The sequence below is a fragment of the Futiania mangrovi genome, assembly GCF_024158125.1.
Lineage (GTDB): Bacteria > Pseudomonadota > Alphaproteobacteria > Futianiales > Futianiaceae > Futiania > Futiania mangrovi.
Genome location: NZ_JAMZFT010000001.1, coordinates 1,367,664 through 1,392,644, shown reverse-complemented (window position 1 = coordinate 1,392,644; position 24,981 = coordinate 1,367,664). Strand labels below are relative to the sequence as shown.

Sequence of the window (24,981 nt, the reverse complement as noted above, 5' to 3'; positions counted from 1 at the left end):
GGGGAGCGCCCGTGGATGCGCCTCAGCGGCGGTCGATCATGTCGCCCATCGCGCCTGTGCGCAGGGCATCGTTGAACCGGCCGATGTTGCCGAAGAATTCCTGCAGCAGGGTCGTCTCGCGCCCCCGGGTCGGCGTCTCCCGCTCGACCAGCGCGATCTCCTGCCCGTCCTCGAGTTCCAGCGTCTCGATCTCGCTGACGAGGCCGTTGCGGGCGAAGCGGACGGCCACGACCTGGCGCGCTGTCACCTTCGGCGTGAAGAACATGCGCTGCTGATGCTCCTGCGAGATATAGTACCAGACGTCCGACTGGAACGTGCCCCTCGTCGAGGGCGAGCCAAGCTTCTGTTGCACGGATTGCCGGTTGTCGACGCCGATGCGGACGCTTTCGACGTCGAATCCTTCCTGCACATAGCCGTGGCGGTCGACGATCGGCGCGCAGGCACCGAGCGTCCCTGCAAGGGTCAGCGCAGCCGCCAGCGCGGCTGTCCTCCCGAAACGATTCCTGGACATCTTCTGCATCACCGGCCTCCGGACATGGACGGCGGGCGGGCGGTCACGGACCCGTGCCTGCCGGGCCTCCGCGCGGCCTTCCGTTCCTTCATTGACGTACCGTGCCGCGTGCCTAACTTCAAGCACCCGCTGATCCGACGGAGTGTGCCTTCCGATGCTGTTCCGCCTGTTTGCCCGTTCGCGCCGCCGTGCGGCTGCATTGCGCCTCTACGATGCGTGCGTCGAGTTGGCACGCCGGCCGGGCTTCTACACGGATCTCGGCGTACCGGACACGGTCGACGGGCGATTCGACATGGTGACGCTGCACGTCGCCGTCGTGCTGCGGCGGATGGAGCGGGCGGGCACCGCGCTCGTGGCAGAGGCGGACGCCCTGATGCGCGTCATGTTCGACGACATGGACCGTTCCCTGCGCGAAATGGGGGTAGGCGATCTCTCGGTCGGCAAGAAGGTGCGCAAGATGGGCGAGGCGTTCCTCGGCCGCGCGCGGGCCTACGGTCTTGCGCTGAAGGTGGGCGACCGGGCCGCGCTGGAGGATGCGCTCGCCCGCAACCTGTTCCGCAAGAGCGCCGCCGGGCCTGCCGAGATCGCGGCCATGGCCGGCTATGTCCTGGCCCTCGACGCCGACCTCGCCGCGGCCGACACCGAGGCGTTGCGTGCGGGCAACCTTCCTGTCGTGACCGCGGTGCCGGACGTGCACGGCGCTTGACGAAGCAGCCTCCCCGGGCGCACCAAGTGAGGCCATGAGCATCTTTCATCTTTCGCGGCCCGTCCGGCGGGCCGACCTGGCGCGCGGTCCCGTGACCGTGGAGATCGTCCCGACGGAGGCCGAGCGGGCCTCCATCGTGCGCGACTTCGGGCTTCTGGGGCTCGAGGCGTTCGCGGCCAGCGTCACGCTGACCGAGATCCGCGGCGGCCGCGGCGTCCGGGCGAGCGGGACGCTTGCCGCGCGGCCGGTGCAGGCCTGCGTGATCACGCTGTCCCCCGTTGTCCAGGACATGCAGACGGCGATCGCGGTGACGCTGCTCGAACCCGACCTCCTTCCCGAAGAGGAGAGCGAGGACGGCGATACGCTCATCGACCTCGACGCCGAGGATGTCGAAGCGCTGGAGGGCGACACGGTCGATGCGGGTGCGCTGGCGCTTGAGGAATTCGCGCTCTCCCTCGATTCCGCGCCGCGCGCGCGGGGCGCGGAATTGCCCGAGGCCGCCCGCGACGCAGACGGCGGGGAGGAGCATCCGTTTGCGCGCCTCGCCGCCCTGAAACGGGGGGCGGACCCGGCAGGCGGCGCGTGAGGGCCGCTGTCGCACCTGCGGTTGCAAAGAATGAGGTTGATGCGCACGGCGTTTTGAGTATGGTGCGCGTCTGTTTTTCCAGCCGGGCCGGATGTGCGCCCGCCTGCGCCCCACGCGGGGGCGGGTCGGGGCAGGACGCCACGTCAATGCCGGCGCAGACAAAGAGAGACCTGGGACATGGCCGTTCCGAAGCGAAAAGTCTCCCGCGCGAAGCGGGACCAGCGCCGCGCGCACGATGCGATCTCGGCAGGCGCCCACAACGAGTGCCCGAACTGCGGCGAGCTGAAGCGTCCGCACCACGTCTGTCCGTCCTGCGGCTACTACAAGGGCCGCGAGGTCGTCGAGCCGGCGCAGACCGTCTGACCGTGTCGGTGACCGGGCGTTCTGCCCGGCGAACGCGCCGGGGCTTGGGTGAGGCAGGGCAGCCGTGAGCGGCAAGCTCGTCATCTCGATTGACGGCATGGGGGGCGACGAAGGGCCCTCCGTCGTCATTCCCGGCCTCGAAGCCGCGCATCTGCGTCATCCGGAAGCCCGTTTTCTCGTCTTTGGCGACGAAGCGAAGCTGCGCGCGGCACTCGACGCCTCTCCGCGTCTGCGCGATGCAGTCGAGATCCGGCACACGGCCGACGCCGTCGCCATGGACGACAAGCCGAGCCAGGCGCTGCGCCGCGGGCGCCAGACCAGCATGTGGCTCGCTATCGACGCCGTCCGCCAGGGGCTGGCGCAGGCGGTCGTCTCCGCTGGCAACACCGGCGCGCTCATGGCCATGGCAAAGTTCCAGCTGCGCACCATCGCGGGTGTCGAGCGTCCGGCCATCGCGGCGATCTGGCCCACGACCCGGTCGGAGTCGATCGTGCTGGACGTGGGCGCGAATACCGAGGCCACCGACAAGCAACTCGTCGACTTCGCCATCATGGGGGCGGAGTTCGCGCGGGCGGTTCTCAACCTCTCCAGACCCACCGTCGGCCTCTTGAACATCGGGGCCGAGGAACTGAAGGGCAACGAGCACGTCAAGGCCGCTGCCCAGGCTCTGCGGGAGGCGCACGGCCTCTCGCTCGACTTCCGCGGCTTCGTTGAGGGTAACGACATCGGGCGCGGCACCGTCGACGTCGTGGTGACCGACGGTTTCACCGGCAACATCGCGCTCAAGACCGCCGAAGGCACCGCCCGCCAGATCGGCGGATACCTGCGCGAGGCGTTTCAGCGCTCCCTCATGGCCCGAATCGGCTATGTCTTTGCCAAGGGAGCGCTCGATATGTTCCGTGCCAAGGTCGATCCCCGGCGATCCAACGGGGGCGTATTTCTCGGCTTGAACGGGCTCGTGGTGAAAAGCCACGGGGGAACGGATGCGCTTGGCTTCGCGAGTGCGGTGGACCTTGCCGTGGACATGGCAGAAGGCCAGATCGTCTCGCGCATTGCCCGCGACGTGCAGCGCCTGACCTTCGGGGACGTCGAGGTGCCCGCAGGCGGGCGGGAGGGAACGGCGTGACGGCGTGGCGCAGCGTGGTCCGGGGAACGGGCTCCTATCTTCCGGCCGAGATCCTGACCAATCATGACCTCGCGAAGATCGTCGACACCTCTGACGAGTGGATCTTCGAGCGGACGGGCATCCGCGAACGCCGGCGCGCCGCGCCTGGCGAACTGACCTCCGACCTCGCCTACAACGCCGCGCTGCAAGCGCTGGAGGCTGCCGGAATCGGCGGTACCGATCTCGACCTCATCGTGCTTGCGACCGCGACGCCGGACGAGACCTTCCCGGCGACGGCGACGCGCGTGCAGGCCCGCCTCGGCATGACGCGGGGTGCGGCCTTCGACGTGCAGGCGGTGTGCTCCGGCTTCGTCTATGCGATGGCGACGGCGGACAATTTCATCAAGGCAGGGCAGGCGAAGCGGGTTCTCGTGATAGGGGCGGAAACCTTCAGCCGCATTCTCGACTGGACCGACCGGACGACGTGCGTGCTGTTCGGCGACGGCGCAGGCGCGTTGGTGCTGGAGGCCGTGGAGGACAACGGGGGCGACGCGCCGCAGGGCGTTCTGACGACCCACCTCCATTCCGACGGGCGCTATCACGACCTGCTCTTCGTCGACGGCGGTCCGTCCTCGACCCAGACCGCAGGCCATTTGCGGATGCTGGGCAAGGAGGTGTTCCGCCACGCCGTGGTCAACCTCGCCGACAGCATCACGGAGGCCGTGGCCGCCATCGGGCTCACCCCCTCCGACCTGGACTGGATCGTGCCGCACCAGGCAAACCGCCGGATCATCGAGAGCACGGGCCGGCGCCTGGGGATTCCGGGCGAGCGGATCGTGATGACCATCGACCGTCATGGCAATACCTCGGCGGCCTCGATCCCGCTTGCGCTGGACGAGGCGGTGCGCGACGGCCGGGTGAAGCGCGGCGACCTCGTGCTGATGGAGGCGATGGGCGGCGGCCTCACCTGGGGCTCGGCTCTGGTGCGTTGGTAGGCGCCTTCTCAAACTTTTTGCGCATCCCCTTGGACATTGACGCTTTTCTCTGCTGCGGTTAGCCTTCACGCAAAGGGGAAGGGGTGCGCGATGTCGGGAAAGACGGTGACGCGTGCCGACTTGACGGAGTCCGTTTATCAGCAGGTTGGGTTGTCGCGTGCTGAATCGGCCACTTTCGTCGAGGCGGTTCTTGAGGAGATTTCGTCCGCATTGTCCGCGGGCGAGACGGTGAAGATTTCGTCCTTCGGTACATTCTCGGTCAGGTCGAAGAGCGGCCGCATCGGCCGGAATCCAAAGACGGGGGAGGAAGTGCCCATCACGCCGCGGCGTGTGCTCAGCTTCCGCCCGTCGCACGTGCTGAAGGACCGCATCGTCGAGCAGCTCGTCGGGTCGTGATCCTGCATGGCGCGCACTTGCCCGGCTGAACAGGATCGCGTGCGGTACAACGTCCCGCGCGCGTGGAAGGCACGGAGTGCGGCGTGATGGCGAACGGACGGACAGAGAAGTCACCGGAAGCCTTCCGGACGATCAGCGAGGTCGCGGCCGAGCTGGAGGTTCCGCAGCACGTTCTGCGGTTCTGGGAGACGCGCTTCGGCCAGGTCCGCCCGCTGAAGAGGTCGGGCGGGCGCCGCTATTACCGGCCGGAGGATATCGAGCTTCTGCGCGGCATCCGCACGCTCCTCTACAGCGAGGGGCTGACCATCCGCGGCGTCCAGAAAATTCTGAAGGAACAGGGTGTTCGCCATGTGAGCGACATCGGCCGGGGGATGGTCGACGGGGCCGAGACCGTCGCCGGGGCTGCGGCATCCGCGATGGCGGAGAACGGCGGCCCGGCACTGGCTGAGGCGGCAGCCGGCCTTGCGTCCAGCTCCGACCCGGCCCTGCCTGCGCCCCCGTCCCAGACGGGGGGGAACGCCGGTGCGGCTGATCGCGGGCGCCACCTGTCGCCCGATGCCCGCCGCCGCCTGGCGGAGGTGCTGGACGAGCTCGACAGCGCCCGTGCCCTGCTGCGCCGGCTCACTTCAGAAAGCTGAGAAACGGCAAACTCATGCGTTGCCCCGGCGTGGGGCGATGGGTATAGTCCGCGCCGCCGGACCGGTCGGGACGCAGTCCCCGGTTCGCGCCAGCCGGTCGGAGCGTAGCGCAGCCTGGTAGCGCACTTGTCTGGGGGACAAGGGGTCGTGGGTTCGAATCCCGCCGCTCCGACCATCATTTCCCGAAAGATCGACGCCGATCCCGCCGCTCAGCGTGCGGGCCTGTTCATCCAGCGGATCAGCGGGATGCATGGGAACGCCCAAGCGATGCCCGCGATCACGTAATATGCAAGCTCCAGCAAGAACGGCGTGTCGTCGGGCAGTGCGACGCCGAGCCGCATCGCGAGCAGCACATACAAGGTCAGGCCGAAGACCAGCACGACAAGGCCGATCAGTTTTTTCCAGCGTGGGGACATGCGGCGATCCGACAGACTCGACGTGACGGTTAACTCTCGCATATAGCCGCATTGAGCGTTGCGACCAATGGGGAGGAGAGGGGCAGATGAGCCGTGTGGTGATCGCGGGGGAGACGCGAGCGCACGCCGCCGCGCGGCCTGTCGTTGTCTGGCTGAGCGTCGTCGCGCTTCTGATCGTGGTCATGGTCGTCGTCGGCGGCATGACGCGGTTGACCGATTCCGGCCTCTCCATCACCGATTGGCGGCCCGTGACGGGTGCCATTCCGCCTCTCTCGGAAGGCGACTGGCTCTCGGAGTTCGAGAAATACCGCGCGAGCCCGCAGTACGAGCACCTGAACCGCGGCATGGGGCTGGAGGAATTCAAGGGCATCTACTGGTGGGAGTGGGGCCACCGTCAGCTTGGCCGCCTGATCGGCCTCACATTCGCCGTGCCGCTGTTCTTCTTCATGCTGACGGGCCGCGTACGCGGGGGACTGGCCGCGTGGCTTGTGTTCCTGCTGGCGCTGGGTGGGCTTCAGGCCTTCGTCGGCTGGATCATGGTGGCCTCGGGGCTGGAGGGGGCGCGCACGACGGTGAGCCATTACAAGCTCGCCTCGCACCTGGGTCTCGCCATCCTGATCTACGGGATGATCCTGTGGACCATCCTGCGGCTGGCGCGCGGACCGCGGCCCTATGCGCGCCGGCGCGGTTTTCCGCTGGCGGTGCTGTTCGCGGTACTCGTGTTCGCGCAAATCCTGTCGGGCGCGCTGGTCGCTGGTCTCGACGCGGGCCTCATCTACAACACCTGGCCGCTGATCGATGGGGCATGGGTCCCGCAATCGGTGGTGCCGGGGCTCGCGGGCCTCGACGATCACCTGACCGTGCAGTTCTATCACCGCATGCTGGCCTATGTGATCGTGGCGGCGGGGCTGCTCGTGGCGCTGCGGCTCTGGCGGACAAAGGAGCCGGGGCTCGCCACGACGGGCCTGATCATTGCTGCGCTGGTGCTTGGGCAGGTTGCGCTCGGGATCGTGACGCTCGTTACCGTCGCGCCCATGCAGCACATCTGGCTTGCGGTGGCGCACCAGCTTGGCGCGCTGATCCTGTTTACCGCCTCGGTGGCGACGCTTCACACCACGCGCTATCTCTGAACGCGAAAAAGGGGGCGGGTCCGGAAGGAGCCCGCCCCCTTTGCGTTCCGCGTCGTGTCTCAGACCTGCGCGAGCGCCTGGTCGAGATCGGAGATGATGTCGTCGATCGTCTCGATCCCGATGGAGAGGCGCACCGTCTCCGGCTTCACGCCCGCCTTCTCCAGCGCCGAGGCCTCAAGCTGCCGGTGCGTCGTGGACGCCGGGTGAATGATCAGCGAGCGCGTGTCGCCGATGTTCGCCACGTGGCTGAACATCTCCACGCTGTCGATCAGCTTCTTGCCGGCCTCGTAGCCGCCCTTCACGCCGAAGGTGAAGACCGCGCCCGCACCCTTGGGGCAGTATTTCTTCGCCCGCTCGTGGCTGTCGTTACCGGGCAGGCCGGCATAGTTCACCCACTCGACCTTCGGGTGCGCGTCCAGCCACTCCGCGACCTTCTGCGCGTTCTCGCAATGGCGCGCCATGCGCAGCGGCAGCGTCTCCATGCCCGTCAGAACGAGGAAGGCGTTGAAGGGCGAGAGCGCCGGGCCGAGGTCGCGCAGGCCGAGTGCGCGCGCCGCGATCGCGAAGCCGAAATTGCCGAACGTCTCCGCGAAGGTCAGGCCATGATAGCTGTCGGACGGCTTGGTCAGGGTCGGGTACTTGTCGGCATGGGCGAACCAGTCGAAGTTGCCGCCGTCGACCAGCAGACCCGCGATGGAGTTGCCGTGGCCGCCCAGGAACTTCGTCGCAGAGTGCATGACGATGTTCGCGCCATGCTCGATCGGGCGGCAGAGATAGGGCGAGGCCATCGTGTTGTCGACGGCCAGCACGACACCCGCGTCCCGGCAGACCTTCGCGATGCCCGCGATGTCGGAGACCACGCCGCCGGGGTTCGCCAGGCTCTCGATCCAGACGAGCTTCGTCTTGTCGGTGATCTGCGCCTTCACGCTCTCGGCGTCGGTCGAATCCGCCCAGCGCACGTTCCAGCCGAATTTCTTGAAGCCGTGGCTGAACTGGTTGATCGAGCCGCCATAAAGCTGCGTCGCGGCCACGAACTCGTCGCCGGGCTGCATCAGCGTGTGGAAGATCAGAAGCTGCGCCGCGTGGCCGCTCGCGACCGAAAGCGCCGCCGTGCCGCCCTCGAGCGCTGCGATCTTCTCCTCCAGCACATTGCACGTCGGGTTGCCGAGGCGGCTGTAGATGTTGCCGAACGCCTGGAGATTGAACAGCGTCGCGGCGTGTTCCGCATCGTCGAACACATAGGACGTCGTCTGGTAGATCGGCGTCGCGCGCGCGCCCGTGCTCTGGTCGGGGGCCGCGCCCGCGTGGATGCACAAGGTCTCGAATCCGGGGTTCGTCATATGCCCCTCCCTAATTACAGTCATGATTGCGGTAAATGCGCGTCTTACGAGCCAACCGCGGGTTTACGCTTCGAGCTTATACGCCGCGAGTTCACGCCGATCCAGCCGATTTCCCGCGAGAGCCGCCCGAACTCGATCTTCGGGCAGCGGTTCATCACGACCTTGAGACCCGCGTCCTCCGCGGCCTTCGCGGCCTCGTCGTTGCGCACGCCGAGCTGCATCCAGACGCATTTCGCGCCGATGGCGATGGCCTCCTCGACGATCGGCAGGACATGCTCGCTGGCCCGGAAGACGTCCACCATGTCGACGGGGCGGGGGAGGTCGGAGAGGGTGGCGTAGACGGTCTGCCCGCAGATCTCCTTGCCTGCATGGCCGGGGTTCACGGGGTAGACCGTATATCCCTTCTCCAGCAGGTATTTCAGGACGAAGAACGACGGCCGCATGACATTGGGCGAGGCGCCGACCATGGCGACGGTCTTCGTCTCGTTCAGGATCGCCTTGATGTAGGCGTCCTCGTAGCGATCGTGATCCATGATCGCGTCAGCTTCCGGTCCAGGTGGGGGGGCGCTTCTCGACGAAGGCGCCGATGCCCTCGTTGGCGTCGCGCGCCATCATGTTCTCCGCCATCACACGGGCGGTGTAGGCATAGGCGTCGGCAAGCCCCATCTCGGCCTGCACGTAGAAGGCCTCCTTGCCGGTCTTCAGCGTGAGGGGGGATTTCGACGCGATCGTCTCCGCCAACCGGCGCACCGTCGCGCTCAGGTCCGCCTGCGGCACCGCGCGGTTGAGAAGACCGATGGCCTGCGCCTCGTCCGCGCCGATCATCTCACCGGTCAGCAGCATCTCCATTGCGTGCTTGCGCGCGACATTGCGCGTGAGCGCGACCATCGGCGTCGAGCAGAAGAGCCCGATGTTCACCCCCGGCGTCGCGAAGCGCGAGGTCTCGCTCGCATAGGCGAGGTCGCAGCTCGCGACGAGCTGGCAGCCCGCCGCGCTCGCCACGCCGTCGACCTCCGCGATCACCGGCTTGGGGCAGCGCACCACCTGCATCATCATGTCGGAGCATTGGGCGAACAGCGCGTCGTAGAAGGCTCGCCCGCCATCGGCAGAGCGCCTCGCGGCCTGCATCTCCTTCAGGTCGTGGCCGGCGGAGAAGGCCGGCCCCTCGTGCCCGATCACCACGACGCGGGCGTCTGCGTCCTCCGCGGCGCGGGTCAGCGCTGCCGAAATCTCGTCCATCGCTGCGCGCGAGAGCGCGTTGCGCGCAGCCGCGTTCGCCAGCGTGATGCGATAGACCGGTCCCTCGCGGGTTTCCCGCACGAAGACCGGGGCTGCCTTGCTGTCTGCAGCCATTGACGCCGTGCTCATCCCGTGTCCTCCCTTTTCCAGACATATAAACGATGGATCGGCCCGGCGAAACGGGCAGGGGTACCGGCAGAGGGGGAGGGGAGCGCATGACGGTGATGACGGTCGCGGAACTGCAGGACTTCATGAAGACCGAGTTCCCGCAGGCAAGCGGCGACGTGGTCGTCGACGAGGTGGGGGAGATGACCGCGACCGTGCGCGTGCCCTTCGCCGACCGGCACCTGCGCCCCGGCGGGACCATGTCGGGCCCCTCGATGATGCTGCTGGCCGACACCGGGCTCTACATCGCCTTGCTCGCCCAGATCGGCCCCGTGGGGCTGGCCGTCACCACCAATCTCAACATCAACTTCCTGAGGAAGCCCGCACCCGCCGACCTGATCGGCAAGGCGCGGATCCTGAAGCTCGGCAAGCTGCTCGCGACCGGCGACGTGACCATCTATTCGCAAGGCCACGACGCGCCCGTCGCGCACGCCACGCTGACCTATGCGATCCCGCCGCGGCGCTAGTGCCAAAATTTGCGGTATCCAGTTACCTTATACGTAACGGCACTGAAAAACGGGGCGAATTTCGCGGCCTTCACGCTTGACAGGGGCGCGCAGGCCACGTATCCGACAGCACCGAATTCGCCCAGGTCAAAGAGGGTTCCATGAAAACCTACTCCGCCAAGCCGTCGGAGATCGAGAAGAAGTGGGTCGTCATCGACGCCGACGGTCTCGTGGTCGGCCGGCTTGCAGCCATCATCGCCACGCGCCTGCGCGGCAAGCACAAGCCGACGTTCACCCCGCACATGGATTGCGGCGATAACGTCATCGTCGTCAATGCGGAGAAGGTGCGCTTCACCGGCCGCAAGCGGACGCAGCAGACCTATTACTGGCACACCGGCTATCCGGGTGGGATCAAGTCGCGCACCGCCGACAAGGTGCTCGACGGCCGCTTCCCGGAGCGGGTGCTGGTCAAGGCGGTCGAGCGGATGCTGCCCGGCGGCCCGCTGAGCCGTCAGCAGATGAAGAACCTGCGCGTCTACGCGGGTCCGGAGCATCCGCACGCGGCCCAGTCGCCGGAGGCGCTCGACATCGCGTCGCTCAACCGCAAGAACACGAGGCTCGGTTAATCCATGGCACAGGAACCACGTATTCTCGGCGATCTGTCCGAACTGGGCGAGGGCTCTGCCGCCGTCGCCGCCGCCGAAGCGCCGGCCGAGCCGAAGATCGACGCACAGGGCCGGGCCTATGCCACCGGCAAGCGGAAGGACGCGGTCGCCCGCGTCTGGATCAAGCGCGGCAGCGGCAAGATCACGGTCAACGGCCGCGATCAGGAGACCTATTTCGCGCGTCCCGTTCTGCGCATGGTGATCAACCAGCCGTTCAAGATCGCGGGCCGCGAGGGTGAGTTCGACGTGATCTGCACCGTTGCCGGCGGCGGCCTTTCGGGCCAGGCGGGCGCGGTGAAGCACGGCATTTCGCGCGCGCTCACCTTCTTCGAACCGGACCTGCGCGGTGCGCTGAAGGCAGCGGGCTTCCTGACCCGCGACAGCCGTACCGTCGAGCGGAAGAAGTACGGTCGCCACAAGGCCCGCCGTTCGCCGCAGTTCTCGAAGCGCTGATCCGCTTCCCCTATCCCCGCTTCAGGGGTTACGAAAGGGCGGCCGGGTTGGCCGCCCTTTTTCTTTGCCCAGCCGGACGGCAATCGAGGCAAGACCCGGCCAACGACATTTCGGGAGTTGAAGGACCATGACGGACAAGACACGCATCGCCATTCTCGGGGCATCCGGCTACACGGGCGCGGAACTGGTCCGTCTGGCCGCGCGTCACCCGCGCATGACCATCGCCGCCATCACCGCCGACCGGAAGGCCGGGCAGGAGATGGCAGACGTCTTCCCGCACTTTGCCGGCCTCGACCTGCCGCCGCTCGTCTCCATGGAGGAGGTCGACTGGTCCGGCATCGACGCGGTCTTCTGCGGCCTGCCGCATGCGACGACCCAGCGCGTCGTGAAGGACCTGCCCGCGCACCTGAAAGTCGTCGACCTCTCCGCCGACTTCCGGCTGGAGGACCCGGCGAAATACGCCGAATGGTACGGGCACGACCATGCCGCGCTCGACCTTCAGAAAGAGGTCGTCTTCGGCCTGCCGGAGGTCTACCGCGACCGGATCCGGTCGGCGCGCGTCGTCGCCAACACCGGCTGCTATGTCGCGACCGCGCTGCTCGCGCTGCTGCCTGCGCTGCGGGAGAAGGTCATCGCGCCCGATCCCATCGTGATCGACGCGAAGTCGGGTGTGACGGGGGCGGGCCGTGCGCCGAAGGAGAACACACTCTTCGCCGAGGTGGGGGAGGGCTTTGCCGCCTATGGCGTTGGGCGTCACCGGCACATGGCCGAGCTCGACCAGGAGTTCACGAAGGCCGCCGGCACGCCCGTGCTCGCGAGCTTCACGCCGCATCTCGTGCCGATGAACCGCGGCATCCTCGCCACCTGCTATGTGCGGGCGGCGGGCGGTGCGGATGCGGTGCGCGCCTGCCTTGCCGAGGCTTACGCGGACGAGCCGTTCGTGCATGTCCTGCCCGCAGGCAAGGTGCCCTCGACGCATCACGTGCGCGGCTCGAACTACGTCCACATCGGGGTCGTGCAGGACCGCGCGCCCGACCGGGTGATCGTGCTCTCAGCCCTCGACAACCTCGTGAAGGGCGCGAGCGGCCAGGCGATCCAGAACATGAACCTCATGCTCGGCTACCCGGAGACCATGGGCATCGACCAGCTTCCGCTGTTTCCGTGAGGGCGTGAGCGCCGCTTTCGGGCCTCGTGCCTCAGAGACTGACGGCTTTTGCAGATGTGTCGCCCTCGGGCTTGTCCCGAGGGGCCATGCCCGGGGCGGCTGCCTCTTGAAGGTGGTGGCGGCCACCGCTTTCGCTTCGTCCGCCTCCGTCAGCGATAATAGATCCCCGGCACGGGGGCCGGGGATGACGGGGGAGGGGGCGCGAGCGTTTCGCCGGCATAAGCCCGGGAATGACGCTTTCATGGAAATGTCGCCCTTGGGCTTGTCCCGAGGGCCCATGCCCGGGGCGGCTGCCTCTTGAAGGGGGCGGCGGCGACCGCTTTCGCTTCGTCCGCCTCCGTCAGCGATAATGGCTCCCCGGCACGGGGGCCGGGGATGACGGGGGAGGGGGCAGGGTTTCCCAGAAACGAGCCCCGGGATAAGCGACGGAGAGGGCGCTCGGAATTCCGCCTTCAGCCGCCCTTCATCTTCACATAGGAGCCCGGCGCGTCCTCGATTGGTGCGAGCTTGCCGTCTCCCGGCTTGCGGGCGGGCACCTTCGGCCCGGACTTGCGCGACAGCCACTTGTCCCAGTCCAGCCACCAGGAGCCGGGATATTCCGTCGCCTTCTCGAACCATTGCTCGAAGGTGGGGGGTAGCTTGCGCACCTCGCTCAGCCAGTGCTGGTACTTGTTGGCGTCGGGGTGGTTGATGACGCCTGCGATGTGGCCCGAGCCCGCCACCATGAAGCGCACCGGCCCGCCATAGAGCTTCGCCCCGCGGTAGACCGACTTCACCGGCGCGATGTGGTCCTCCTTCGAGGACTGCATGTAGATCGGGATCTTGATCTTGCCGACGTCGAGCTTCTCGCCCCCCAGCACCATGCGGCCCTCGGCCAGGTTGTTCTTCAGATAGCATTCGCGCAGGTAGAACGCGTGCATCCGGTACGGCATGTTCGTGGAATCGGAGTTCCAGTAGAGCAGGTCGAACGGGAACGGATCCTTGCCCAGCAGGTAGTTGTTGACGACGAAGGACCAGATCAGGTCGTTCGAGCGCAGCATGTTGAACGCGTTCGCCATCTTCGAGCCTTCGAGATAGCCCCCGCGGCTCTTCATCTGCTCTTCCAGGTGGTCGATCTGCGGCTCGTCGATGAAGACGGTCAGTTCGCCTGCTTCCTTGAAGTCGGACTGCGAGGCGAAGAAGGTGGCGTTGGCGATGCGGTCGTCGCCGCGCGCCGCCATCAGCGAGAGGGTGGCGGTGAGCAGCGTTCCGCCGATGCAATAACCGATGGCCGAGACCTGCCGCTCCCCCGTCGCCTTCTCGATCGCGTCGAGGGCGGCGAAGATGCCCTCCTTCATATAGTCCTCGAAGGTCTTGTCGGCCTGCCGTTCGTCCGGGTTCACCCAGGAGACGACGAAGACCGTGTATCCCTGCGCCACCGCCCACTTGATGAAGGAGTTCTTCGGCTGCAGGTCGAGGATGTAGAACTTGTTGATCCACGGCGGGATGATGAGCAGCGGCTGCCTGTACACGGTCTCTGTCGTCGGCGTGTATTGCAGAAGCTGCATCAGGTCGTTCTGGTAGATCACCTTGCCGGGCGTCAGCGCGAGGTTGCGCCCCACCTCGAACGCATCGAGATCGGTCTGGCGGATCGCGATCTTGCCCTTGCCGCGCTCCAGATCCTCCAACAGGTTTTCGAGCCCGCGCACGAGGTTCTCGCCGTTGCTCTCCACCGTGGCGCGCAGCACCTCGGGGTTCGTCATCACGAAGTTGGAGGGCGAGAGCGCGTCCACGAACTGCTTGGTGTAGAACTCCAGCTTCTGGCGGTCCTTCGGCTCAAGCTCCGTGTCGATGTCGTGCACCGTTTCCATGATCCAGCGCGCGGTGACGAGATAGGATTGCTTGATGAAGTCGAACACGGCCTCGTTCCAGCCGGCGTCCTTGAAGCGCTTGTCGCCGCGCTCGGGCGCAACCTTCGGCGCGGCCTCGTTGCCGGCCATGCGGCTCGCCGCCGTCTGCCAGAGATCGAGATAGTTCGCCCACAACGACATCTGCGCGTCCGCCACCTTCTGCGGATGCGCGGCGACGGCCGTCATCAGGCTCGTGAAGGCCTGCGCGAGGTTCATCGGGTCGGGGATCTGCGGCCCCTGGTCTTCGGTGCCCTGGCGCGACAGGAAATCGGAGATCAGGCGCTGGCTGCGGGCCGACACCTTCATCATGTTGGCGGCGAACGCCGTCGGATCCGGCAGGGGCGTCTCCGCCGTGCCGGCCTTCTCTCCCGCGCCTGTCTTATGACCCTTGTCGCTCATCGGAACCGGCCTTTCCCTGCGTCGAACCTCACCGCCGCCGCCATGCACGCGCTCCGGCGCATTGGCGAAGCGGCTCTCCTCACGTATCGTGCGCCCATGACCATCACATCACAAGGGTCGCCACGGATTCGGCCCCGGCCTCTCCTCGTACTCGGCCTCGCCGCCACGCTCGCGGGCTGCGCCTCGGGCAACGGCAGCTATCCGCGCATCGTCGAGGTGCCGCCCGTGCCCCAGCCGGAGGCGAGCGCCGAGGCGCGCACGGCCGAGATTGCCGACCTGCGCGCCCGTGCCGCGGCCCTCGATGCGGAGGTGACGCGGATGCGGGCCGAACAGGACGCCGCCTCCGTTCTCTATGGGGGTGGGACGGCGCGCTGACAAGGGCTGCGCACGCTGCAGGGCCCTTCATTGGTGAAGGGTGTGGAACGCGGCTGCAACTCCCGTTATAAGTCGCGGCTTCCAAGGGGGTCGGAGCGCGTCTCCGGCCCCGCCCAGCCATCGAGCGCGCGAAGAGCCATGACCTCCGAGTTTCACCGAATCCGCCGCCTGCCACCTTACGTCTTCGAAGAGGTCAACCGTCTCAAGGCACAGGCCCGCGCCCGCGGTGCCGACATCATCGACTTCGGCATGGGCAACCCCGACATGCCGACGCCGCAGCACATCGTCGACAAGCTGGTGGAGACGATGGGCAAGCCGCGGATCAACCGCTACTCCATGTCCCGCGGTATCCCCGGCCTTCGGCGCGCGCAGGCCGCCTATTACGAGCGGCGCTTCGGCGTGAAGCTCGATCCGGAGCGGGAGGTGATCGTCACCCTCGGCTCCAAGGAGGGGCTGGCGAACCTCGCGCAGGCCGTGACCGCGCCGGGCGACGTGATCCTGGTGCCGAGCCCCAGCTACCCGATCCACGCCTTCGGCTTCATCATTGCGGGCGCCGCGATCCGGCAGATCCCGGCGACCGATCCGGAGCAGTTCCTGGAGGGGCTGGAGCGTGCGGTGCATCATTCCGTGCCGCCGCCGTCGATGATGGTGCTCAGCTTCCCGTCGAACCCGACGGCGCAGGTCGTGGACCTCGACTTCTATCGGCGCGCGGTCGCCTTCGCGAAGAAGCACGACATCTACATCCTCTCCGATCTCGCCTATTCCGAGATCTATTTCGACGGCAACCCGCCGCCCTCGATCCTCGAGGTGGAGGGCGCGCGCGACATCGCGGTGGAGTTCACCTCGCTGTCCAAGACCTATTCGATGCCGGGCTGGCGCATCGGTTTCGGCGTCGGGAACGAGCGGCTGATTTCCGCGCTGGGGCGGATCAAGTCCTATCTGGACTATGGCGCGTTCACGCCGATCCAGGTGGCGGCGACCGCGGCGCTCAACGGCCCGCAGGACTGCGTGGACGAGATCCGCGCGGTCTACAAGTCGCGCCGCGACACCCTCGTCGAGGCGATGGGGCGCGCGGGCTGGGACATCCCGGCCCCGCCCGCGACGATGTTCGCCTGGGCCCCGGTGCCGGAGCGGTTCCGGGACCTCGGCTCGCTCGGCTTCTCCAAGCTGCTGTTGCAGGAAGCCGACGTGGCGGTCGCGCCGGGAATCGGCTTCGGGGAGCATGGCGAGGGCTATGTGCGTATTGGCCTCGTCGAGAACGAGCACCGGATCCGCCAGGCCGCGCGCAGTGTGAAGAGGCTGCTGCAAACCGGCACGCACAACCTCTCTGACGACAAGGCGGAACAGGACCGCGCGGGGGAAACGTGAGCCAGACGATTCGGGTGGGATTGGCCGGGGTCGGCACCGTCGGCGCCGGTGTGCTGAAAATTCTCGAAACGAACGGCGACCTGATCGCCGCGCGCTGCGGCCGCCGTATCGCCGTGACCGCGGTTTCGGCGCGCGACCGGACGAAGGACCGGGGCATCGACCTTTCGGGCGTCGCGTGGGAGGACGATCCGCGCGCGCTGGCCGTGCGCGACGACGTCGATGTGGTCGTCGAGGTCATGGGCGGTGCAAACGGCGCCGCGCTGGAGACGGTGGAGGCCGCGCTCGGTGCCGGCAAGGACGTGGTGACCGCCAACAAGGCGCTCATCGCGACGCACGGCACGCGGCTCGCCACGCTGGCCGAGGACCGCGGCCTCGCGCTCGCATTCGAGGCGGCGGTCGCCGGCGGCATCCCCGTCATCAAGGCGCTGAAGGAGGGCCTTGCGGCCAACCGCATCGATCGCGTCTACGGAATCCTGAACGGCACCTGCAACTACATCCTCTCCGACATGGAGACGAGCGGGCGCGCCTTCGAACTGGTGCTGCGGGAGGCGCAGGCGCTGGGCTATGCCGAGGCCGATCCGACCTTCGACGTCGGCGGCATCGACACGGCGCACAAGCTGGCGATCCTCGCCGCCGTCGCCTTCGGCATGCCGGTCAATTTCGACGCCGTGCACGTGGAGGGGATCGAGCAGGTCTCGGCCGAGGACATCGCCTTCGCCCGCGAACTTGGCTACCGGATCAAGCTTCTGGGCATGGCGCGGCGGCGCGGTGACGGGGTCGACCAGCGCGTACATCCGTGCATGGTGCCGCTCGGCGCGCCCATTGCCGACGTGGACGGTGTGGAGAACGCGGTGGTGACCGAGGGGGACGCTGTGGGGCGCACGATCCTCGTCGGGCGCGGCGCGGGCGAGGGGCCGACAGCTTCGGCGGTGGTTGCAGACCTCGTCGATATCGCGCGGGGCCTGCGACTTCCGGTGTTCGGCCAGCCCGTGGGAACGCTCTCGGACGTCGCGCCGATCGACATCGCGGAGCGGGTGGGCGTCTACTACCTGCGGCTCACGGTGGTGGACAAGCCGGGCGTGATGGCGGCGATCACGACGACGCTCGCCCGTCACGAAGTGTCAATCGATCAGATGATACAGCGGGGTCGCGCGCCGGGTGCGGCGGTGCCCGTCGTGATCATCACGCATGAGACGCGCGAGGCGGAGATGCAGGCGGCGCTGGCCGAGATCTCGGCCTTCGACACGGTGCGGGAAGCGCCGCACCTCATTCGCGTGGTAGGAAGCTGATACGCCTTGCGACGGCGTTCCGGCAGACCGGGACCGCGGGCGGACATTGAAGGGAAGGGGAACGGAACATGGGCGGTGTGCTCGATCGCGTCCTGACGCTGGAGCTGGTGCGGGTGACGGAGGCGGCCGCGGTGGCCTGCTACGGCCTCATCGGCCGCGGTGACGAGAAGGCGGCCGACCAGGCGGCGGTGGACGCCATGCGCCGCGCGCTCAATACGCTCCCGATCAAGGGGCGTATCGTGATCGGCGAGGGGGAGCGGGACGAGGCCCCCATGCTCTTCATCGGCGAGGAGGTGGGCACCGGCGACGGCCCGGACGTCGACATCGCGCTCGACCCGCTGGAGGGCACGACGCTGACAGCGAAGGCCATGCCGAACGCACTGACCACGATCGCGATGGCGGAGGGCGGCTCCCTGCTGCACGCGCCCGACGTCTACATGGACAAGATCGCGGTCGGACCGGGCCTGCCGGCTGGCGTGGTCGACCTCGACGCCGATCCGGCGGAGAACATCAAGGAACTCGCGACCGCCAAGAAGTGCCATCCGAGCGAGATCACGGCCTGCATCCTCGACCGGCCGCGCCATGCCGACATCATCGACCGCGTGCGCAGCACGGGCGCCTCGATCCGCCTCATCACCGACGGGGACGTGGCGGGCGTGATCCACACGACGGACGCGGCGACCGGCATCGACATCTATCTCGGCACCGGCGGCGCGCCCGAGGGCGTGCTGGCGGCCGCCGCGCTGCGCTGCATCGGCGGACAGATGCAGGGCCGTCTCGTCTTCCGCAACGAGGAGGAGAAGGCGCGCGCCCACCGCATCGGCGTGACCGACCTCAACAAGAAGTACGCGATGGAAGAGATGGCGTCCGGCGACGTGATGTTCGCCGCGACCGGCGTGACGAGCGGTTCGATGCTCTCCGGCGTGAAGCGGGAAGGGCACATCGTCACCACGCACTCCATCGTCATGCGCTCTTCCACGCAGACCGTGCGCTGGATCACCGCGCGCCATCAGAAGCCCGGCAAGTTCAGCTGATCGGCCGCGCGTCTGCCCGAATCGGGTTCGAGCCGCTAGGCTGGGGCCCATGTCCATGACCGACACGATCTCCGGCGCTGCGCCAGGGGCGGATATCTCTGCCCTCGGCGTGGCCCGTTCGCTCACGGGGCGGCGCTGGGTGCACCGCGCCGATTGCGACCGTACGGCTCTCGCCATCGCCCAGACAGCCGGAGTGCCGGAGGTGATCGGCCGCGTCCTCGCAGGCCGTGGCGTCAGTCCGGCGTCCGCCGAGCGCTATCTCGCGCCGTCGCTGCGCGAGGACCTGCCCGACCCCTCGCTGATCGCCGACATGGATGCGGGCGCGGTCCGCCTCGCCGATGCGGTGGAGGCAGGGGAGAAGGTCGGCATCTTCGGCGACTATGACGTCGACGGTGCGACGTCCTCGGCCCTTCTGGTGCGCCTTCTGCGGCTGCTGGGCACGCCGGTGGCCGTCCACATTCCCGACCGGCTGGCGGAGGGGTACGGCCCCAACCTCCCGGCGCTGCTGGCGCTGAAGGAGAAGGGCGCCTCGCTCGTCGTGACCGTCGATTGCGGGGCCGCCGCGCACGAGGTTCTGGGGGCCGCGCGCGACGCTGGCCTCGACATCGTCGTCTCCGACCATCACCAGACAGGCGACGCACCGCTGCCCGTTCTCGCCCACATCAATCCGAACCGGCCCGATTGCGGCTCCGGTCTCGGCCAGCTTGCGGCGGTTGGCGTGACCTTCCTGCTGGCTGTCGCGCTGGTGCGGGAGTTGCGCGGCCGCGGCTGGTTCGACCGCTCGGGCCGGCCCGTGCCCGACCTCGTCCAGCTTCTCGACCTCGTGGCGCTCGGCACCGTTGCGGACGTGGTGCCGCTCACCGGCCCCAATCGTGCGCTCGTCGTGCGCGGGCTGCAGATCATGGCGCGGCGCGGCAATGCGGGGCTTGCCGCGCTTGCCGACGTGGCGAAACTCCGTCAGCGGCCCGACTGCTACCATCTGGGTTTCCTGCTGGGCCCCCGCGTCAATGCGGGCGGGCGCGTGGGCCGGCCGGATGCGGGCAGCCGCCTGCTCGCCCTCGACGACCCGCAGGAGGCCGCTGCAATCGCGTGCGACCTCGACGCCTGGAACCGGGAGCGCAAGGAGATCGAGGCCGCGGTCCTCGACGCCGCGCTTGCCCGCGCCGAGATATCGGGCGCCGACGCTGTGCCCGTCGTCACCGTGGCGGGCGAGGGATGGCATCCGGGCGTCATCGGCATCGTGGCGAGCCGGCTGAAGGAACGCTACGGCCGGCCGGCCATCGTCATCGGCATGGAGAACGGCATGGGCAAGGGCTCGGGCCGGTCCATCGCCGGTGTCGACCTGGGGCGCGCGGTGCGCGCGGCGGCGGACGAGGGGTTGCTGGTTGCAGGCGGCGGGCACGCGATGGCGGCGGGCCTGACCGTTGCCGAGCATGCGCTCGACGCCTTCTCAGCCTTTCTCGCGGACCGGCTTGCAGCGGACGTGGAGGCCGCGCGGGCCGATGCCGCGCTCCACATCGACGGGGCGGTTGCGCTGGGCGGTGCAACGGCGGATCTCGTGGACCTGCTGGAGAAGGCGGGCCCCTACGGTGCGGGCAATCCGCAGCCGCGCCTCGCCTTTACCGGTGTGCGGATTGCGCACCTGTCGGTGATGGGAGAGGCGCACCTGCGCCTTTCGCTTGCCGATTCGTCGGGCACGCGGGTGAAGGGCGTGGCCTTCCGCGCGGTCGGCGAAGCGCTCGGCAAGGCGCTGGAGGAGGCGCGCGGCACCCATCTCCACATCGCGGGAAAGCTGCGCCGCGACGACTGGAAGGGCGCTGATGCGGTGGAGATCCAGATCGACGACGTGGCCCTGGCAGAGGCATGATTTTTCCGGGGAGAATTGCGCGGATCGGTCTTGCCAAGCCCCCCGCGAGGCGATAAACACCCGCCCACGCCATCGGGCTCCCTTCGTCTAATGGTTAGGACGCCAGATTTTCAATCTGGAAACACGGGTTCGATTCCCGTAGGGAGCGCCACCGGCAAACCTCCGGAAATGTTCGATTTTCACCGCCCGTTCCCGTCAGGATTGGGCGTTTCATGCTGGCTTGGATATAAATAACAAAATAAACTTGTAAAAAACAATACAATTGACTATTGCAATGTAAAATATTTATCTGTCCACGCCTTGGCTGGAGAAAGGGGTGGCTCATGCACTATCGACTCGACGCGATGCCGGCGGGCGACGATGCCCTTGGGCGCGCACGGGCGCATGCCGCGACGGCACGGTGCGTGCAGCCCGGTTTCGTCTGGCTCGTGGGTGCAGGGCCGGGGGCTGCGGACCTTCTGACCTTGCGCGCGGCACGGGTTCTTGCGCAGGCGGACGTCATCGTTCACGACAGTCTCGTTCCGGCTGAGGTGCTGGCCGTGGGGCGGCCCGATGCGGCGCGCATACTCGCCGGCAAGCGCAAGGGCGGTCCATCCCTGAAACAGGCGGATATCGATGCCCTGATCGTCGCCCATGCCCGCAGCGGCGCGCGCGTCGCGCGGCTGAAGGGCGGCGACCCGATGGTCTATGGCCGCGCGGGCGAGGAGATCGCTGCGCTCGAAGCCGCCGGCATCGGTTACGAGATTGTGCCGGGCGTGACCTCCGCGCTCGCGGCCGCCGCCGAGGCAGCGCTGCCGCTGACCCTGCGCGGCGTTGCGTCGAGCCTGGTGTTCGTCACCGGCCACGGGGCGGAGGGGGCGGATGCGGCGCCCTGGCCGGCGCTTGTGGGGCAGGGGGCGACAATTGCCGTCTACATGGGCAAGACGGTCGCGGCGGAGGCCGCGGGCAGGCTGCTCGCCGCGGGCCTCGCGCCGGATACGCCCGTCGCCGCGATCGAGAATGTGAGCCGGCGGGACATGCGCCTGCTCGGCGGGAGCGTCGCGGACCTGCCGGCGCTTGCGGGGCGGCGCGATCTCGCTGGCCCCGTGTTGATCCTGATCGGGGACGCGCTTTCTGGCCGGCTGGGCCGGGCCGAGCCGCTTGTGCCCGTGCCTGCCGCAGCCGCGGCCTGAGACGGGAGGGAACCCCATGCCTCAGATCCTCACCGCACAGCGCCTGCGCGACGGCAGGGCGGTCTTTCGCACGCCCGATGGTGAATGGGCGGAGGACATGGCCGCGGCGATGCGCTTCGCTTCGGTCGAGGACGCCGAAGCTGCCCGCACGGTGGCGGAGGCCGACATCGCCTCGAACCGCATCCTCGACCTCTACCTGATCGACCTCGGCCAGGACGGCGCGACGCCCGTCCGCCTCAGGGAGCGGATTCGCGCCACCGGCCGCCCCACCGCCGGGAACGCCGCCTGACCCGCCCGCCTGCCGGAGACCTTGCGCACCATGTACCGTTACGATGAGTTCGATCACCGCTTCGTCGCCGAGCGCGTGGCCCAGTTCCGCGACCAGGTCGAGCGGCGCCTCGCTGGCGACCTGACGGAGGAGCAGTTCAAGCCGTTGCGGCTGATGAACGGCCTCTATTTGCAGCTTCACGCCTACATGCTGCGGGTGGCGATCCCCTACGGAACGCTCAATGCCCGCCAGATGCGCAGGCTGGCGCGCATCGCGCGCGTCTACGACCGCGGGTACGGGCATTTCACGACGCGCCAGAACATCCAGTTCAACTGGCCGCGGCTGGCGGATGTGCCGGACATCCTCGACGAGCTGGCGGACGTCGAGATGCACGCGATCCAGACCTCGGGCAATTGCATCCGCAACGTTACGGCGGATCATTTCGCGGGGGCTGCGGCGGACGAGGTGGCCGATCCGCGCCCTTACGCGGAGATCGTCCGGCAATGGTCCTCGCTGCACCCCGAGTTTTCCTTCCTGCCGCGCAAGTTCAAGATCGCGGTGTCGGCTGCGCCGCACGACCGCGCGGCGATCCGCTTCCACGACATCGGGCTCGCGCTGAAGCGGGCGGCGGACGGCACCCTCGGATTCGAGGTCTGGGTCGGTGGCGGCCTTGGCCGCACACCCATGATTACCAGGAAAATCAGGGAGTTCTTACCGGAGCCTGACCTTCTTTCCTATCTCGAGGCAATTTTGCGCGTCTACAATCTCTCCGGCCGACGCGACAACAAGTACAAGGCGCGCATCAAGATCCTCGTGCACGAGACGGGGGTCGAGGTGCTGACCCGTGAGATCGAGGCGGAGTGGCGGGCGATCCGCGAGGGCGCCCTGACGCTGCCTGCTGACGAGATCGCCCGCATCCGGTCCTATTTCGCGCTGCCGGCGCCGCGTGCCGTCGACGTTGCCGCAGCGGAGGCCGCGCTTGCGCGCCGTGCGCGGCGGGATGCGGGCTTTGCCGCCTTCCTCGCACGCAATCTCCACCCTCACCGCGATCCGGGGCATGTGAGCGTCACCGTGTCGCTCAAGGGCCCCGGGGGCGTGCCGGGCGATGCAACGGCGGAGCAGATGGAAGCGGTGGCAGACCTCGCGGAAGTCCACGCCCATGATGAGATCCGCGTGAGCCACGAGCAAAATCTCGTTCTGCCGCACGTGCCCCGCGACCGCCTGTCCGCGCTTTACGACGGGCTCGCTGCACACGGACTTGCAACCGCCAACGCGGGTCTCGTGACCGATATTGTCGCGTGCCCGGGCCTCGACTATTGCGCGCTGGCCAACGCCCGCTCGATCCCGGTGGCGCAGAAGATCCAGGCGCGCTTCGCCGATCCGGTGCGGCAGGTGGACGTCGGCGACCTGCGCATCAAGATCTCCGGCTGCATCAACGCCTGCGGCCATCACCATGTGGGCGCCATCGGGATCCTGGGTGTCGAGCGCAAGGGGCAGGAGCTTTACCAGCTGACGCTCGGCGGTGCGCCGGATGAACGGGCTGCGGTCGGCCAGATCCTCGGCCCCGGCTTCGGGCCGGAGGAGATTGCGGGTGCCGTCGAAACACTCGTCGATACCTATGTGCACATGCGCAACGGGCCTGCCGAGACATTTCTCGACACCGTGCGTCGCGTCGGCCACCAGCCGTTCAAGGAGGCGCTTTATGGCCGGGCTTGAGGCATTGATGTCGGCAGGGCCAACGCCTGCGGACCGTGTGCGCATGGCGAGCGGGCTGACCCTTGCGCATGAGGGTGCAGGCGCAGAGCAGATCTTGCGCGCAGCGATCGTGCGGTATTTTCAGGGGCGTATCGCGCTTGTTTCAAGTTTCGGCGCAGAATCTGCGGTCCTCCTCTCGCTCGTGGCGGAGATCGATCGGGCAACGCCTGTCGTGTTCATCGACACGGGCAAGCTGTTCGGCGAGACGCTGCGCTACCGCGATGCGCTGGTCGCGCACCTGGGCCTGACGGATGTGCGCAGCGTCAGGCCTGAGTCCCGCGATGCTGCGAACGTCGATCCCCAAGGTGTGCTCTGGGCACAGGAGCCGGACGCCTGCTGCGCGCTGCGCAAGGTCGCACCGCTCGCCCGCGCGCTCGACGGATTCGATGCGTGGATCACGGGGCGCAAGCGCTTTCAGGCTTCGTCGCGGGAGGGCCTGCAGGTTTTCGAGAGCGATGGCCGGCATATCAAGGTCAACCCGCTGGCCGGCTGGACGGCGGACGATGTCACACGCTTCATGGAAGCACGAAATCTTCCCGCACATCCCCTTGTTGCAGAAGGATATCCATCGATTGGCTGCATGCCATGCACCACGCGCGTGGCGGCGGGGGAGGACAGCCGCTCAGGACGCTGGCGCGGGCAGGAGAAGACCGAGTGCGGCATCCACCTGGCGCCGGCTGCGCGTCTCGGCGGGCAGGGCGCACGGCAGGGAGAGGAGGGCGACCCCATGATCATCTACCGAGACGGCTCCTTCGTGCGCGACGTGTGGGCCCGCCTAGCCGATGCAGCGGAGATGCCCGAGGCGGGGGCTGTGCTCGTATCGCTCGGCCGCTGGCTTGGCGAGAGGGACGCCCTGCACGCTCGGCCGGCCCCTGTGGCGGTCGAGATCGAGGGCGGCGCGGCACTTGATCCGCTGCTCGCGGACCTTTCGCATCTCGACATGATTGCGGTGCGTTTCCCGAAGTTCAACGACGGGCGCGGGTATTCGACCATCCGCCTGCTGCGTGAGCGTCATGGCTTCAAGGGAGAGATCCGGGCGACGGGTGACGTGCTGCTCGACCAGATCGCGTTCCTGCGCCGCGTCGGCGCGACCGCGTTCGAAATCACGCATGCGGCGACCCGCGCAGCGCTGGCCCGCGGGCATCTGCCGGAGGTGAGCGTCTTCTATCAGCCTGCGTGCGTGCCGGGCGAGGAGACCGCCCTGGATCTGCGGACCCGGAGGCGGCGAGATGCAGCCTGAGGCGCG

General features: G+C 67.9%; 27 protein-coding genes and 2 tRNA genes. 23 read left to right on the top strand and 6 right to left on the bottom strand.

The window, feature by feature from the left end; genetic code table 11:
- Positions 1-22: 22 nt before the first annotated feature.
- Complete coding sequence (locus NJQ99_RS06630; RefSeq protein ID WP_269331990.1) at positions 23-511, bottom strand: outer membrane protein assembly factor BamE; 489 nt, start codon at positions 509-511, stop codon at positions 23-25.
- Between the two features lie 154 nt (positions 512-665).
- Here NJQ99_RS06630 and NJQ99_RS06625 point away from each other — a divergent pair, with 154 nt between their 5' ends.
- The 8 genes from NJQ99_RS06625 (at position 666) to NJQ99_RS06590 (ending at position 5,475) form a co-directional block, all read left to right on the top strand.
- Entirely contained in the window at positions 666-1,217 is a 552-nt protein-coding gene (locus tag NJQ99_RS06625; protein WP_269331989.1) for a ubiquinol-cytochrome C chaperone family protein, read from the top strand.
- Between the two features lie 34 nt (positions 1,218-1,251).
- Positions 1,252-1,803 (top strand): DUF177 domain-containing protein, encoded by a 552-nt coding sequence (locus NJQ99_RS06620; protein ID WP_269331988.1) that lies wholly within the window; start codon positions 1,252-1,254, stop codon positions 1,801-1,803.
- 177 nt (positions 1,804-1,980) lie between these two features.
- Positions 1,981-2,166 carry a 50S ribosomal protein L32 gene (rpmF, locus tag NJQ99_RS06615; RefSeq protein WP_269331987.1) on the top strand — a complete coding sequence of 62 codons (186 nt, stop codon included), beginning with the start codon at positions 1,981-1,983 and terminating at the stop codon, positions 2,164-2,166.
- Positions 2,167-2,230: 64 nt separating this feature from the next.
- On the top strand, positions 2,231-3,292 hold the full coding sequence (gene plsX / locus NJQ99_RS06610; RefSeq protein ID WP_269331986.1) for a phosphate acyltransferase PlsX: 1,062 nt from the start codon (positions 2,231-2,233) through the stop codon (positions 3,290-3,292).
- Complete coding sequence (locus NJQ99_RS06605) at positions 3,289-4,266, top strand: beta-ketoacyl-ACP synthase III (RefSeq protein WP_269331985.1); 978 nt, start codon at positions 3,289-3,291, stop codon at positions 4,264-4,266. The genes plsX and NJQ99_RS06605 overlap by 4 nt, the downstream gene beginning before the upstream one ends.
- 90 nt (positions 4,267-4,356) lie before the next feature.
- Positions 4,357-4,662, top strand: a complete 306-nt coding sequence (locus tag NJQ99_RS06600; protein ID WP_269331984.1) for an integration host factor subunit alpha — start codon at positions 4,357-4,359, stop codon at positions 4,660-4,662.
- 86 nt (positions 4,663-4,748) lie between these two features.
- The gene (locus NJQ99_RS06595) at positions 4,749-5,300 is read left to right on the top strand and encodes a MerR family transcriptional regulator (RefSeq protein WP_269331983.1); all 552 of its coding nucleotides are present in this window, start codon (positions 4,749-4,751) and stop codon (positions 5,298-5,300) included.
- A 98-nt stretch (positions 5,301-5,398) separates the two neighbouring features.
- Positions 5,399-5,475, top strand: a tRNA-Pro gene (locus NJQ99_RS06590).
- A 34-nt stretch (positions 5,476-5,509) separates the two neighbouring features.
- On the opposite strand, the gene NJQ99_RS06585 is transcribed toward NJQ99_RS06590, so the two are convergent.
- Complete coding sequence (locus NJQ99_RS06585) at positions 5,510-5,716, bottom strand: DUF2842 domain-containing protein (RefSeq protein ID WP_269331982.1); 207 nt, start codon at positions 5,714-5,716, stop codon at positions 5,510-5,512.
- Positions 5,717-5,802: 86 nt separating this feature from the next.
- On the opposite strand from NJQ99_RS06585, the gene NJQ99_RS06580 reads away from it, so the two are divergent.
- Positions 5,803-6,846 (top strand): COX15/CtaA family protein, encoded by a 1,044-nt coding sequence (locus tag NJQ99_RS06580; RefSeq protein ID WP_269331981.1) that lies wholly within the window; start codon positions 5,803-5,805, stop codon positions 6,844-6,846.
- 59 nt (positions 6,847-6,905) lie between these two features.
- On the opposite strand, the gene NJQ99_RS06575 is transcribed toward NJQ99_RS06580, so the two are convergent.
- The 3 genes from NJQ99_RS06575 to NJQ99_RS06565 are packed head-to-tail and all read right to left on the bottom strand — an operon-like array spanning position 6,906 to position 9,554.
- The gene (locus NJQ99_RS06575) at positions 6,906-8,186 is read right to left on the bottom strand and encodes an O-acetylhomoserine aminocarboxypropyltransferase (RefSeq protein ID WP_269331980.1); all 1,281 of its coding nucleotides are present in this window, start codon (positions 8,184-8,186) and stop codon (positions 6,906-6,908) included.
- Positions 8,187-8,230: 44 nt separating this feature from the next.
- Positions 8,231-8,719, bottom strand: a complete 489-nt coding sequence (locus NJQ99_RS06570; protein ID WP_269331979.1) for a CoA-binding protein — start codon at positions 8,717-8,719, stop codon at positions 8,231-8,233.
- 7 nt (positions 8,720-8,726) lie between these two features.
- Positions 8,727-9,554 carry an enoyl-CoA hydratase gene (locus NJQ99_RS06565; protein ID WP_331283276.1) on the bottom strand — a complete coding sequence of 276 codons (828 nt, stop codon included), beginning with the start codon at positions 9,552-9,554 and terminating at the stop codon, positions 8,727-8,729.
- Positions 9,555-9,640: 86 nt separating this feature from the next.
- Between NJQ99_RS06565 and NJQ99_RS06560 the strand changes: the two genes are divergently transcribed.
- The 4 genes from NJQ99_RS06560 (at position 9,641) to argC (ending at position 12,319) form a co-directional block, all read left to right on the top strand.
- Complete coding sequence (locus tag NJQ99_RS06560; protein ID WP_269331978.1) at positions 9,641-10,057, top strand: PaaI family thioesterase; 417 nt, start codon at positions 9,641-9,643, stop codon at positions 10,055-10,057.
- Between the two features lie 140 nt (positions 10,058-10,197).
- Positions 10,198-10,662 (top strand): 50S ribosomal protein L13, encoded by a 465-nt coding sequence (gene rplM, locus NJQ99_RS06555; RefSeq protein ID WP_269331977.1) that lies wholly within the window; start codon positions 10,198-10,200, stop codon positions 10,660-10,662.
- A 3-nt stretch (positions 10,663-10,665) separates the two neighbouring features.
- Positions 10,666-11,154 carry a 30S ribosomal protein S9 gene (rpsI, locus tag NJQ99_RS06550; RefSeq protein WP_269331976.1) on the top strand — a complete coding sequence of 163 codons (489 nt, stop codon included), beginning with the start codon at positions 10,666-10,668 and terminating at the stop codon, positions 11,152-11,154.
- Between the two features lie 127 nt (positions 11,155-11,281).
- Complete coding sequence (gene argC, locus NJQ99_RS06545; RefSeq protein WP_269331975.1) at positions 11,282-12,319, top strand: N-acetyl-gamma-glutamyl-phosphate reductase; 1,038 nt, start codon at positions 11,282-11,284, stop codon at positions 12,317-12,319.
- A gap of 452 nt (positions 12,320-12,771) precedes the next feature.
- On the opposite strand, the gene NJQ99_RS06540 is transcribed toward argC, so the two are convergent.
- The gene (locus NJQ99_RS06540; RefSeq protein WP_269331974.1) at positions 12,772-14,607 is read right to left on the bottom strand and encodes a PHA/PHB synthase family protein; all 1,836 of its coding nucleotides are present in this window, start codon (positions 14,605-14,607) and stop codon (positions 12,772-12,774) included.
- 96 nt (positions 14,608-14,703) lie between these two features.
- Here NJQ99_RS06540 and NJQ99_RS06535 point away from each other — a divergent pair, with 96 nt between their 5' ends.
- The 10 genes from NJQ99_RS06535 (at position 14,704) to NJQ99_RS16290 (ending at position 24,975) form a co-directional block, all read left to right on the top strand.
- Positions 14,704-14,982, top strand: coding sequence for a hypothetical protein (locus tag NJQ99_RS06535; RefSeq protein WP_269331973.1), 279 nt, complete (start codon positions 14,704-14,706; stop codon positions 14,980-14,982).
- 138 nt (positions 14,983-15,120) lie between these two features.
- Positions 15,121-16,350: an LL-diaminopimelate aminotransferase gene (locus NJQ99_RS06530; RefSeq protein ID WP_269331972.1), complete on the top strand. Its 1,230-nt coding sequence runs from the start codon at positions 15,121-15,123 to the stop codon at positions 16,348-16,350.
- Positions 16,347-17,639 (top strand): homoserine dehydrogenase, encoded by a 1,293-nt coding sequence (locus NJQ99_RS06525; RefSeq protein ID WP_269331971.1) that lies wholly within the window; start codon positions 16,347-16,349, stop codon positions 17,637-17,639. The genes NJQ99_RS06530 and NJQ99_RS06525 overlap by 4 nt, the downstream gene beginning before the upstream one ends.
- 68 nt (positions 17,640-17,707) lie before the next feature.
- Positions 17,708-18,673, top strand: coding sequence for a class II fructose-bisphosphatase (glpX, locus tag NJQ99_RS06520; RefSeq protein WP_269331970.1), 966 nt, complete (start codon positions 17,708-17,710; stop codon positions 18,671-18,673).
- Between the two features lie 49 nt (positions 18,674-18,722).
- Complete coding sequence (recJ, locus tag NJQ99_RS06515; RefSeq protein ID WP_331283275.1) at positions 18,723-20,540, top strand: single-stranded-DNA-specific exonuclease RecJ; 1,818 nt, start codon at positions 18,723-18,725, stop codon at positions 20,538-20,540.
- A gap of 76 nt (positions 20,541-20,616) precedes the next feature.
- Positions 20,617-20,691 (top strand) — tRNA-Glu (locus NJQ99_RS06510).
- A 172-nt stretch (positions 20,692-20,863) separates the two neighbouring features.
- Positions 20,864-21,712: a uroporphyrinogen-III C-methyltransferase gene (gene cobA, locus NJQ99_RS06505; RefSeq protein WP_331283274.1), complete on the top strand. Its 849-nt coding sequence runs from the start codon at positions 20,864-20,866 to the stop codon at positions 21,710-21,712.
- Between the two features lie 16 nt (positions 21,713-21,728).
- A complete protein-coding gene (locus NJQ99_RS06500) occupies positions 21,729-22,001 on the top strand; it encodes a DUF2849 domain-containing protein (protein ID WP_269331969.1) in 273 nt (90 codons plus the stop codon).
- 30 nt (positions 22,002-22,031) lie between these two features.
- Entirely contained in the window at positions 22,032-23,696 is a 1,665-nt protein-coding gene (locus tag NJQ99_RS06495; protein WP_269331968.1) for a nitrite/sulfite reductase, read from the top strand.
- Positions 23,683-24,975: a phosphoadenylyl-sulfate reductase gene (locus NJQ99_RS16290; RefSeq protein WP_331283273.1), complete on the top strand. Its 1,293-nt coding sequence runs from the start codon at positions 23,683-23,685 to the stop codon at positions 24,973-24,975. Before NJQ99_RS06495 ends, NJQ99_RS16290 begins: the two co-directional genes overlap by 14 nt.
- Positions 24,976-24,981: the final 6 nt, after the last annotated feature.